Origin of the sequence: Actinospineispora eucalypti (genome assembly GCF_039543365.1) — a bacterium.
GTDB lineage: Bacteria > Actinomycetota > Actinomycetes > Mycobacteriales > Pseudonocardiaceae > Pseudonocardia > Pseudonocardia eucalypti.
In genome coordinates this window covers 1-11,312 of record NZ_BAABJP010000050.1, presented here as the reverse complement: position 1 = coordinate 11,312, position 11,312 = coordinate 1, and the positions used below count along the sequence as shown (strand labels likewise).

At 66.0% G+C, this 11,312-nt stretch carries 11 protein-coding genes; 6 read left to right on the top strand and 5 right to left on the bottom strand.

Annotation, left to right across the window (positions count from 1 at the left end):
* A partial coding sequence (locus ABEB12_RS34655) for an integrase core domain-containing protein (protein WP_345703397.1) occupies nt 1-347 on the top strand: 347 nt, incomplete at its 5' end.
* Nucleotides 348-655: 308 nt separating this feature from the next.
* On the opposite strand, the gene ABEB12_RS34650 is transcribed toward ABEB12_RS34655, so the two are convergent.
* Complete coding sequence (locus tag ABEB12_RS34650; RefSeq protein WP_345703396.1) at nt 656-1,849, bottom strand: recombinase family protein; 1,194 nt, start codon at nt 1,847-1,849, stop codon at nt 656-658.
* Between the two features lie 115 nt (nt 1,850-1,964).
* Here ABEB12_RS34650 and ABEB12_RS34645 point away from each other — a divergent pair, with 115 nt between their 5' ends.
* Together ABEB12_RS34645 and ABEB12_RS34640 are read left to right on the top strand one after the other, a co-directional pair.
* Entirely contained in the window at nt 1,965-2,615 is a 651-nt protein-coding gene (locus ABEB12_RS34645) for a nucleotidyltransferase domain-containing protein (RefSeq protein ID WP_345703398.1), read from the top strand.
* Between the two features lies 1 nt (nt 2,616).
* Nucleotides 2,617-2,985, top strand: a complete 369-nt coding sequence (locus ABEB12_RS34640) for a HepT-like ribonuclease domain-containing protein (protein ID WP_185066015.1) — start codon at nt 2,617-2,619, stop codon at nt 2,983-2,985.
* A 63-nt stretch (nt 2,986-3,048) separates the two neighbouring features.
* On the opposite strand, the gene ABEB12_RS34635 is transcribed toward ABEB12_RS34640, so the two are convergent.
* The 4 genes from ABEB12_RS34635 to ABEB12_RS34620 all read right to left on the bottom strand — a co-directional run bounded on the left by ABEB12_RS34635 (nt 3,049) and on the right by ABEB12_RS34620 (nt 6,587).
* A complete protein-coding gene (locus tag ABEB12_RS34635) occupies nt 3,049-3,192 on the bottom strand; it encodes a hypothetical protein (RefSeq protein WP_185066014.1) in 144 nt (47 codons plus the stop codon).
* A gap of 1,144 nt (nt 3,193-4,336) precedes the next feature.
* Nucleotides 4,337-4,654: a helix-turn-helix transcriptional regulator gene (locus ABEB12_RS34630; protein WP_185066226.1), complete on the bottom strand. Its 318-nt coding sequence runs from the start codon at nt 4,652-4,654 to the stop codon at nt 4,337-4,339.
* 335 nt (nt 4,655-4,989) lie between these two features.
* The gene (locus ABEB12_RS34625; RefSeq protein WP_345703395.1) at nt 4,990-5,415 is read right to left on the bottom strand and encodes a TrmH family RNA methyltransferase; all 426 of its coding nucleotides are present in this window, start codon (nt 5,413-5,415) and stop codon (nt 4,990-4,992) included.
* 827 nt (nt 5,416-6,242) lie between these two features.
* The gene (locus ABEB12_RS34620; RefSeq protein WP_185066012.1) at nt 6,243-6,587 is read right to left on the bottom strand and encodes an Lsr2 dimerization domain-containing protein; all 345 of its coding nucleotides are present in this window, start codon (nt 6,585-6,587) and stop codon (nt 6,243-6,245) included.
* Nucleotides 6,588-7,475: 888 nt separating this feature from the next.
* Between ABEB12_RS34620 and ABEB12_RS34615 the strand changes: the two genes are divergently transcribed.
* From ABEB12_RS34615 to ABEB12_RS34605, 3 genes are all read left to right on the top strand, one after another.
* Nucleotides 7,476-7,889, top strand: a complete 414-nt coding sequence (locus tag ABEB12_RS34615) for a hypothetical protein (RefSeq protein ID WP_185066011.1) — start codon at nt 7,476-7,478, stop codon at nt 7,887-7,889.
* Entirely contained in the window at nt 7,886-9,745 is a 1,860-nt protein-coding gene (locus tag ABEB12_RS34610; RefSeq protein WP_185066010.1) for an AAA family ATPase, read from the top strand. Before ABEB12_RS34615 ends, ABEB12_RS34610 begins: the two co-directional genes overlap by 4 nt.
* Nucleotides 9,730-11,312: WD40 repeat domain-containing protein (locus tag ABEB12_RS34605; protein ID WP_345703394.1), on the top strand; the 1,583-nt coding region annotated here is incomplete at its 3' end. The genes ABEB12_RS34610 and ABEB12_RS34605, both read left to right, overlap by 16 nt.

Sequence of the window (11,312 nt, the reverse complement as noted above, 5' to 3'; positions counted from 1 at the left end):
CGGCCGGCCTGCCCATCGCCACCTCCAAGATCGAAGTGTTGCGACGACCGGTTGAATTCGCCCAATATACTTCGATTCGGTACGGGCAACGACTGGTCGACACCGGCATCGCTCGATCGGTCGGCGCGAAAGGAGATTCATACGACAATGCGGCTGCGGAATCATTCTTCGCTACTTTGAAGAATGAGATGTACTATCGTCAGTGGTTCGCTACAAAAGCACGAGCACGATTCGCGGTCGCCGAGTACATTGAGGTGTTTTATAACCGTAGGCGGTTGCATTCACACCTGGGCTATCGGACACCTGCCGAGGCCCTCGCCGAACATCAGGCACGTGCGGCGGCCTGACCAGCACAACCACGAGGACCTGCCCAAGATCCTTGACACAGCCCACCCCGTGGACAGGCTGACCTGTAGGCCAGATATAGTCCGCTACGCAGGTCAGCGTGCAGTTTCGCCGTTCCGGGACGTCCTAAGGCCGTAACAGCGAGCCGACAGGTGCCGTCGCTCTGCGTGCGTAGGGTTCTCCACTAAGGTTGGCCGCATGCACACTCGTTTTGCGCGGGTGTGCAACATCTACGTTTCCGAGTCCTCGGACACAGGATTACCCCACAGCGGTCGCGACGCGGGCGCGGCGGTTGAGCGTGCTGTGGCCGTCAGCCAGCTGTCGCTAGTTCCCAGGTCGTTCCATCGTGGACGATCACCAGCGCCATGTCCCTGATAGAGACCGCAAGCTCGGCCACGCTCGGCCCGACGGAGCTCTCATCTCCACCGACCAGGACTGGTTGATCGTGGGCGGCGAGCTGGGCGAGCAGAATGTATTCGCGCACGTAGATGTTTTTCGCTAGCCCCGGCGTCCGGGGGCGGCTGCTGGAGTAGCCGTGACAGCAGCGGTACCCGGGACGGCCATGTACCCAGTGCGAATCCATCCGCCGCCCACACAAGCGACACTGCAGCAGCCCGGCCAGCAGATAACCTCGAGCTCGGCCGTCTTTGGTCGGCCGGGCCGCCGGCGCCTGCTGGGCCGCCACAAACACCGCCTCGCTCACCAACGGCGGGTGCGCCACCCTCGCCGAGATCGCCCACTCCCCCACCGCAGCCGCCCGACGCACCACCAAACCGCCCAAGTGCTCGCTGGGCCGCCGATTCCACACCTGCCGCCCCGTATACCGGGGATTCCCAAGAATCACCGCAACCGTCCGCAACGTCCACACCCCACCGCTCCGGTGCCGATTCCGCTCCGGATCCACCTCCGACGGACACTGCACATCCCGCTCGTTCAGCTCCCGGGCGATGCCCGCCACACTGCGCCCAGTGACACGCCGCTCAAACATCCACCTCACATGAGGCGCCGTCACCGGATCAGGATCCAGACGCTGGCAGCGCCGGCCCCATTCGGCATAGGCACAGTTCGGGTGCGGTCCCGCATCAACCAGCCGATACCCGTACGGCGGCCGACCACCCAAGTAGCGTCCCTGCTCACGAGCCTGAACCTCCATCGCCGCCAACACCCGATGACGCGACCGCAACACCTCCCGCCGTGACTGCGCACCCAGCACCGCCATCAACGCCCGATGCTCCGGGCTCCCCACATCGACCCGCCCACCTGCCTCGGGAAGCCACACCTGGACACCGTGCCGGTCGAACATCGGCGCCAACGCGGTCAGCTGCTCACCGAAGAAAGCCCGCTCATACTCACCCACCACGATCGCATCGAACCCCCGCCCAGCAGCCGACAGCTCCGCCAGCAACGCCGCCGCGCGCGGTCGGCGTGTCCACGGCAACCGCCGCGAACAACCCACATCGAAGTACTCCGCGACAATCACACCCGACGAACGCACCAACTCCACAGCGTCCGCCCGGAACTCAGTCGGATACCTCCACGTGCCCAACACGACTCCTCTCGCTGGACCTCATGATCCAGATCTCGAGGTGTCCACACTCAAGGGGCAAGGCCCCCCGCGCATGGATCGTCATTGGTGGATCGCCGCACCGCTGCATCTGCTCACCGCATGCGCACCAGGAGGCGGCTCCAGCATCGCACCATGCGATAGCGGATCCACTATCATGCAATACATGACTGCGACCGGCGGAAGTAGCGGGCCTGGCACTCGAACGGCGGCTGACCTTGTGTCCACGGCCCGGCATCAGCGCGGGCTGTCCCAACGGGATCTCGCGCGAGCAGCGCGCGTACCTCAGTCGACCGTGGCCACCATCGAGTCTGGCCGGCGACAACCGTCTGTACTGATGCTCGAACGCCTGCTTAACGCCGCCGGGTTCCACCTCGAGACGCGGCTGGTGAACAGGATCCGCCCATCCGTGCTCCTCGAACGACTCCACGAGGAGGTCGTCAAGATCTTCGGCCGCTACCCCGTCGCCCAAGCCTGGGTCTTCGGCTCAGTAGCCCGCGGTGACGACCGCCCTGACTCTGATCTCGACCTGCTCGTCGAACTCGCCCCCGGCGCATCATTCGCGGACATCATCGGACTCGACGACGACCTGTCCGCCCTGCTGGGCTGCCCCGTCGACGTGGTCACCACCGCCGAAATGAAATCCAACGACCTGTTCCGCCGCGGCGTGAACCGCCACCGCCGCCCGCTCAACATCGCCGCCTGACATGGACGACCGCACCGCCGAATACCTGGTATATCTCGACGCGACCCTCACCGAGATCGCCGGCCTGGCACGACGCGGACGCGACGCCTACGACCGCGACATCGCGGTCTCCCGAGCATGCCAGTACAATCTCATCCGCCTCACCGCTGACCTCGAACGACTCGGCAGCGACTGGCTGGCACATCATCCCGACATACCCTGGCGCCTCATCAAAGGCATGCGCAACCGCATCGCGCACGACTACCTCACAATCGACGACGACATTATCTGGGCCGTCGTCGAACACCACGCCACACAACTCCATCACGCCCTCGAAAACGAAATCGCCACCGCCAAAACAACACTCCACACCGACGAACAAACCCCGTAATGAAGTGACTGGCGCGATGACCACCGTCCTGGCGGCGGTGCGCCTACGCCCGGCCGTGGCAGCTCACGGACCGGCGTGCAGGTAGCCGGCCCAGCTCGACGGCAGCAGGGGCTGCGCGTCGCGGAGGTGACGGACGGTCGTGTGCAACGCGAAGGCGGCGTCGATGGCAGGTTTCAGGGCCATCCGCCGGTAGAAGCCGCCGGCCACGGTATCGCATCAGCACCGAGCTTCTCCCGCACAAACTGCAACCAACGCAGGATGCAACAACACCGTGCTCGAGGACCAATTTGAATGCGCCCCACTCACTTGCCACCGGATACCTGTGACCTGGCCATTGGCGCCGAGGGTATTGCGCCGCAGCTCACCAAATCTCGTGGCGGTGTTCCTCGAGGAAGTCGACTTCGACGGCAGCGATCCGCGACGCCACCCTATCTCCTCGGTCGCGTAGTACTCGTTGTCTTCGATCCCGACCACACACCATGAGTTTGAGAACTAATTGCTTCTGAACCTCTTGTCGCCCGGTACCCCGCTTCGCCTCTGTCGGTCAGCACCTTCCGGCCGGAAAGTCGTCAGCAGTCGACGTAGAACCAAGTACGCGTTTCGCTGCCGATCCCTATCTCGACTCAGCGCGGCAGTCAAGACGACAGTGGCCACGGTTCCACTTAGAATGAAGCACAAGACAGCAATCATGATCCATAGCCCGGGAATCGCATAGCTCGCCGCTACAAGACCGGTCGCGGCGCTAGCTTTAGCGATGACACTCAACGCCTGCCCTCTTCGGTCACGCACCCAGCATGTAGCGCTCTTCGAAGCGATAGGGCGAGCACGAGGACCCTGAAGCTGTGCATCACCTGCGTCCAACGGGAAGCTCTCTGTGCCGCGACGGCCGCCAGGTCCGCAGCCAGCTCCTCGGCCCATCGGTCACGGTCGCGTTCCGACAACAGCCGGGTCGCCAGTTCAACTATTCGAGATGCTGTCTTGTCGGGCAATTCCTCATACCGGCGCGCGCCATGCCGAATCGTCACTATAGAGTTGGCGTAAATACTTCTCCGCGAGGCTGAACGCTCGGCCTCCAGCCGCCGCGTGGCCGCAAGCCTTCTAGCCTTCTGCCGGGCCACCAACCACCTTCGCGCAGTTCGATGTCTGCGCCTATCGCGCCAGCTCACATGGTAATAGACCTGCCTCGTCCCCTTTGACACCTCAGGGGCGGAGCGAAGGATTGACTCAAGCATTGCATAGTCAGACGAGTTTTGGCGGCGCGCGGCCCACCATGCGTCAGACCACTCTGGCGGGGATGTCTTAGTCGCCGGTGCAATGACCGCGGAACCTGCTGCCTCGAGTTGTCTCTGCATCACGATGTACCGCCGGCAACTTCGGGGTTGATTCGGTGGAGCAAGCCGGCCGAAGATCGAGTCCTGGCTAGGGCCGCGAGCGCACGCTGAGCGCCGTCAGGCGTCAACCTGTAGTACCGCCGGCGCGGTCTGCCCATAGCTCGAGGGTCGCGCTCCTCCCAATGGCTTTCCAGCCATCCAACGACCTCGAGGCGCGCCAAGATCGGGTGAACGGTGCCAGACGCGAGTCCGGCAGCTTCGCAAATCTCCAACCCGTACATCTCGCGAGCAGGCTCGGCCACGAGCACCTGTAACACGAACTGGGTGGACAACGTCATCCGTGGGGTCGAGCCGTTACCCATGGTCGTAACCTACCAAGGCCTAGGTAGAGAACGACCTTGGGCCTTGACTCCCCGACCGCACAGCTCCGCCCCATGCTGCGTCGTCCGCACATCCTTCAACCCTTCCAAGGTCGCGAGCCGCCTGCTAGGTGCCGGCCCCGAGCGTGTGGGGTGAACTCGGCCGCCTACGGAGCGCCGTAGTGTAGTGCCGGATCAGGTCGGGCGGGGTTACCGTTTCCAGGCGCTCATGATCAGCATGGCTGGCGGGAATTTAGGTCCGTTTGCGCGAGTGCGGCATGCACCAGTGCCGGCGCCGCGCGTCCGGCCGCCGGTTACATGAGGCCGGCGAGTCGGTAGAGCACGAGCGACCCGGCCACCGCCACATTGAGGCTGGTCCCGCGTCCGATCATAGGGATCTCCACGACCTGGTCGGCGAGTTCCGCGGCCTCGGGCGGCACCCCGCCGTGCTCGTGGCCCAGCAGCACGACCGTGCGCCGGCGGGTGGGTTCCGCCCGAGTCAGTGGCACGGCGTCCTCCGCCAGCTCCACGGCGACGAGTTGGCTGCCGCGCCGCCGTTGTTCGCGCAACCATTCGATTTTTGAGGGCGCCACCCAATGCACACAACCGCGGCCGGGCAGGGTGTTGCCCCGAGCCAGCGCGTCGCGGTAGTGCGGCGTGCGCGGTACCGCCATGCATGCACCGACGGCATCGCTGGTGCGCAGCAACGTGCCGAGGTTCGCGCGGTAGGCGACCCACAACGGGGCAACGATCAGGTGGTCCCAGCAACCGTGTCGACGGCGGGACGAAGCGACTGTGCGGGCGCCCATCAGCCGGGCGCGGACGATCTCCCGAGAATCATGTGAACGGCGCTTCGCGGTGCACCGGGACCATCGTCAAAGACAACTCAACCGGCCGCCATCCTAGCGGCCATGCACCTCAAATGCGTCGGAGTCGACGATTCATCGTCGGCGGGGCGGGCCGAACCGGTCCAGCCGCAGGTGCCGAGCATCCGGTCCGGCAAGCGCGGCGACTCGGGCCGCGATCGCCGCAATGGGCCAACAAGCAGTCCTAGAAACCTACCGGCTGTCATGAGACCGACACCTCGATCACGCTGACCACGCCGCGGGCTCAAGACAGATGGCAAGGATGAACGATGGTCCCGACATCGGTGGCAAAGCGACACACTTCGATGGCATCGGTCACCCGCCAATGTCGCTTGACCTCGCTGACACCGCAGGGCTCCATCGTGACCTGCCCCGCGACGCCGACCAGGTTTGGAACGATCGGGGAATGGGCGCAGCCTGCCCGTGGTCGGGCTAATAGCTCACCTGAACAGCAATTGCGCCTGGCGCGCTGGCGCTAGTTGAAGTTTCGACAGGCGGAACCAGGACTTGCTTCCACTTCCGGGCCCGGAACATCGAGGGAACTCCTGTCATGGCGTGTCGATATCGACACTCACGGCTGCATACACGACGAGGGCCTGCCGCCGCACCCAGGGCTCGGGATGCTCGCGGCGATCTGAGTCTTTCATGCATCAACGGGGTTGACGCCGAAGCACCGCGCACCGCATTCGCCGAGAGCTTGCCTAGTTGTCTTTGTGATAGGCCTCGAGAAGGTCAGCGGGGATGCGTCCACGGTCGGAGACCTTCATCCCCCGCTTGCGTGCCCATTCCCGAATTGCCTGGTTCTGCTCACGATCCACCCCCGCGCGACGCACCCCACCGGCAGCGCCTGCTGCGGACCTGCGGCGACTGTTGCCTGGGCGACGGGCAGCCGCGACGTAATCAGCGAGGGCGTCCCTCAACTGGCTTGCGTTCTTGTTGGACAGATCGATCTCGTAGGACTTGCCATCCAGGCCGAACTCGACCGTCTCGTTCGCGACCTCCCCATCAAGGTCGTCTACCAGCGAAACCAGTACCTGCTGCGCCATCACGCGCCTCCACAAGACGAGAGACTTTAATGTGGACCATAGCGCAGTAGTCAAATCTCAGAATCACGGCCTGGCCAGCACTGTGGTCACGAGCGCTAAGCTCCAAGGGCGTACTGCCTAATCCTCCGGACTTTCGGGCAGCGGGCCGTGAACTGAATCAAACCCGTGGGGCGGAAATGTTTCTGACCACCGGATACGCTCCCGCGAAGCGTCAGGGAGCAGGTGGTGGTAGTGTGTGACTCGTATACCCGGTCACCACCTGTCAGCCAGAAAGTTGATCCGGCTCTGGCCGTTCCCCCCAAAGGGTGAGAAGCGCTATTCTCAGTCTGGTCGGCAAGCGCTTCACACGGCGATTGCTCAGTCATACGCCACCGATGTACTTCCAGATCACTACGGGTGCTGGCGGCCGGAACGTCCGCCAGCGGTAGGCGAGCCGCCTGCCCCGGAGCTAGACGGCCCATAGGTTGCGCATGAAGATCCGCCTGGGGTGCCCGAACCTTTCGGAACCGTCAGTAGCAGCCGCGGGCTGCGGAGAACGCTGGCAATCCGTGACGGGCGCGGTGCCCGCGGACCTGAGGCCCTGAGTGGTCGCGCACACCGGCGGGCGGTTGCTGATTGGTGTACTGATCAAGCGCCCGGTACCCCGCGCTCGTGCCCTGTGGAACGGAGCACGTCGGCATGGCGACTGAGCCGGTACACACTCAGCCGAGGTGACATACGGGTCTGGTCGTGTGGTCCCGGCTGATCGTTGGTCGATGTGGATGTTGGTGTAGATATTCCGGTCGTTAGTTGCCGCGTTACGCATCCGCGACAGCGGCGGTCCAGGAGGAAGCCATGAGCACTGATCGCCCGCGTAGGTTGTGGACCGCCGTCGGCGCCGGAGCGTTGGTGCTGGTCGGCGCGGTCACGGCGGCGCTGATCAACGAACTGCACGGCGGCTGGGTCTGGTGGGTGCTGGCTGGTGCGGCGGCGCTGGTGTGGGCGGTTGGCAGCGCGGTGTTGTCCTTCCGCGGCGGGGATCTCGGTCGTGTTCGGGTTGGCGCGGGCGCCGTGTACAGCGGCGGATCGATCAGGGGCGGCGTCCGCACCCGCACGATATTGAGCGGCACCGACACCGCCACATCTGAGGGCGGGGAGGGCATCGAGCTGGGGCCGGGCGGGGTGTACACCGGAGGTGATATCGCGGGCCCGGTCAGTACCGAAACGTCCCTCTCCGCGGGCAGTCACGGTGGTCTGGCCGGTCCACAAGCCAACAACGCACGCGGATTACCCGAACGGCCCCCGGGACCAACGACACAATGAGGATCAGGCGGTGGGCGCTCGGGCCGGGCGCGGTGGCCGCCGGACGCGACATCACCGGCCCCGTGATTGTGATCAACGGCGAGTCACTCGATCCTCTCGCCGGTTACCTGCCTAACCAGCGGCTGATGGGCGAGCTGGGCCGCCAGCTGGATCTCCCCCGGTTCACTGGTCGGGACAATCTGATCACCGAGATCGATCAGACCGTGCACAGCCCTGGACGTGGCTACGTGGTCGTTCAGGGCGAGGCCGGGGTCGGCAAGACCGCGCTTGCCGCGTATCTCGTGTGGAACCGGCCCTGCGCGTACCACTTCACCCGCCTGCCCGGAGGGCGCTCACCGGAGAAGGCCAGGCGTTCGCTGGCCGCGCAGCTCATCGGTGCCTGGCGGATCCAGGACGAGGTGTTCGCGACTGGGGGGCAGGTTCCCAAACAGGCCGACGACCCGGCGTGGCTCGTTGAGGTACTGCATGCCGCGGCGGCCCGGCGCGATCAGGAATGGGCTAGCGGGTCGGCGCGACCACCGTTGGTGTTGATCGTGGATGGGTTGGATGAAGCCGGCCCAGCGGATCCCGAGCGCGACACCGGAATTCCGCTCGGTCTGCCTCGGCCCGAGCATCTGCCCGACGGTGTGTTCGTGGTGGTCACGACCCGATTCGGGTTGCCGCTACCCGGGGTCCGCGATCCTCAGACCGCGTGGAAGACCATCCAGGTGGATGGGCCGGACAACCTCGCCGACATGCGCAACTATCTCACCGCGGCTGTCGCTACCGACGACCCCGACACCGTCCTGCGTCAGGCCGTGCTCTGCCACGCCCTCGACCCGGAGCGGTTCGTCGAAACCCTCGCGCAACGCTGCGCGGGGGTGTGGATCTACATGCGTTACGTCCTCGACGACATCCGCGCCGGAGGGCGAAGCCCCACCGACGTCGCCACACTGCCCATGGGGCTGCGCGGCTACTACCTCGACCAGATCCAACGCTGGCAAACTCCCGGCGAGGAGTGGGAGCGGGTGGGCCTGCCGCTCCTTGCGACCTTGGTCGCGCTGCAGCGGCCGGTCTCAACCAGCGAGCTCGCGGACTACGCCGGCCCCGTCGAGGCCCCAAGCGTCCGGCGGTGGCTGACCGAACATTTCCGTCCGTTCCTGGACGCCACCCACCCCGCATTGGGCACCCCGACCTACTCGGTGCGACACCAGAGTCTGCGTGAGCTGTTCACCGTCACATCGGTCGACCACAGCGCACGCCGTCAATCGGAGCTTTCCGGGGACGACGGCGACGAGCACGACCAGCTTTTGCTGGGCCGACTCGCCGAGTCACTGACCCGCGCGCATGGCCGGATCTTTACTCGACTGACCCACCGACTCGACAGCTCAACGGAATCGATAGGATCGAGCGACTACACACGAGCGCATCTGGCACGGCACGCGGTTGGGGCGAGAAGGTTCGATGAGCTGGTCTGCGACCCGCGCGCACTGTTGGCCTGTGAGCCGGCCGCGCTCCTGCCGCACCACGCAGTCCCCGCCAGTCCACAGGCACGTGCCGCGTTCAATGCCTACCAACTGTCTAATGGCTCGCGCGTCACCCAGCCTGACAGGGCCGAGCGGTGGCTGCACGTCTGGGCACGCAAGACTCGTGCTGAGCAACTCGCGACCCGAAGCATGGACCCAGGTAGCCCCTCCATCCTGCGGGCCTGGTGGACTGGCCACACCAACCTGACCCTCAGTGGTCACAGCGGCCCGGTGCGTCAGCTCTGCGCGGTGCCGCTTCCTGGCGGGGGCGCGATGCTTGCCTCGGCCGGCGACGACAACGTGTTCGCTTGTGGGATCCGCTCTCCGGTCAGCCGGTGGGGATTCCGTTGACCGGCCACGACGGTCGTGTACTCGGGGTGTGCGCCGTGCCGCTCACCGGCGGGCGTACCTTGCTCGCCTCCGCCGGCTGGGACACCACAGTGCGTTTGTGGGACCCGGACACCCACGAGCCGGCCGGGGATCCTCTGACCGGCCACGGCGGTCCTGTGTTGGCGGTGTGCGCGGTGCCGCTACCCGACGGGCGTACCTTGCTCGCCTCCGCCGGCTGGGACACCACAGTGCGTTTGTGGAACCTGGACACCCACGAGCCGGCCGGGGATCCTCTGGTCGGCCACGGCGGTCTTGTGGTCGCCGTCTGCGCGGTGCCGCTACCTGGCGGCCGTACCGTGATCGCCTCCGCCAGCCGGGACGCCACAGTGCGGTTCTGGGACCCCGACACCCACGCGCCGGTCGGAGATCCGTTAACCGGCCATCACGGCGCGGTGTACGGGGTGTGCGCGGTGCCTCTGCCAGACGGGCGCGCTTTGCTGGCGTCCGCCGGCAGCGATCGGACAGTGCGGTTGTGGGACCCGCGCTCGGGCCAACCCGCACAGAAACCGATGATCGGGCACACCGACGCGGTCTCCGCGGTGTGCCCGATGACGCTGCCGGACGGCCGTACCTTGCTGGCATCCGCCGGCAGCGATCGGACAGTGCGATTGTGGGACCCGGGCTCCGGCCAACCCGCACAGAAACCGATGATCGGGCACACCGACGCGGTCTCCGCGGTGTGCCCGGTGACGTTGTCGGACGGGCGCGTCCTGCTCGCCTCCGCTGGACGTGATCAGATGGTCGGGCTGTGGGATCCGGCCTCCGACCAGCCAGCGGGCGAGCCTCTCACCGGCCACGACGACGCGGTGTCCGCCGTGTGCGCGGTAACGCTGCCGGATGGGCGCGCCCTGCTCGCTTCCGCCAGCGACGACAAGACAACGCGTTTATGGGACCCGGGTTCCGGCCGACCTTGGACGAAGCCTCTGATCGTCCACCACAGTGAGGTCTATGGGGTGTGCGCGGTGGCACCGCGCGACGAGCCCACCGTGCTGGCGTGCGGCTGCGCGGACGGGAAGGTCCATTTCTGGGATCCGGGCTCGGGTCAACCCGCACAGAAGTCAGTCCTGACCGGCCGCCACGACGGGATAGTCGCGCTGCGGGTGGGCACGCCGTGGGGTGAGCGCGACGTGCTCGCCTACCTCCACAAGAACGGCATGGTGCGCTTGCGGGACCCGAGCTCCCGGGAACCCGTGTCTACACGGGACCTGACCGGCCGCGACGACGAGGTAGCCAGGTTGCCCATCATCACGCCCGAGGGCGAGCACATTGTGCTCGCCTACACCAACGGTGACGGGACGGTGCGCTTATGGGACGAGAATTGGGCGAGGAAACCGCTGGTCGGCCACCGTGACGCGGTGTCCGGCGTGTGCGCGGTGACCCTGCCGTGCGGGCGTGCCCTGCTGGCCTCGAGCAGCTGGGACACGACGGTGCGGTTGTGGGACCTCGACACGGGTCAACCCGCCGCCGAACCCCTCACCGGCCACACCGGCGCCGTCTACGCCGTATGCCCCGTGACACTGCCCGACGG

Excerpts from the sequence above, each read along its gene's own strand:
- ABEB12_RS34610 (WP_185066010.1), top strand. The coding sequence starts at position 7,886 with ATGAGGATCAGGCGGTGGGCGCTCGGGCCGGGCGCGGTGGCCGCCGGA.
- ABEB12_RS34630 (WP_185066226.1), bottom strand. The coding sequence starts at position 4,654 with ATGACGTTGTCCACCCAGTTCGTGTTACAGGTGCTCGTGGCCGAGCCT.
- ABEB12_RS34640 (WP_185066015.1), top strand. The coding sequence starts at position 2,617 with ATGGACGACCGCACCGCCGAATACCTGGTATATCTCGACGCGACCCTC.
- ABEB12_RS34620 (WP_185066012.1), bottom strand. The coding sequence starts at position 6,587 with ATGGCGCAGCAGGTACTGGTTTCGCTGGTAGACGACCTTGATGGGGAG.
- ABEB12_RS34645 (WP_345703398.1), top strand. The coding sequence starts at position 1,965 with ATGGATCGTCATTGGTGGATCGCCGCACCGCTGCATCTGCTCACCGCA.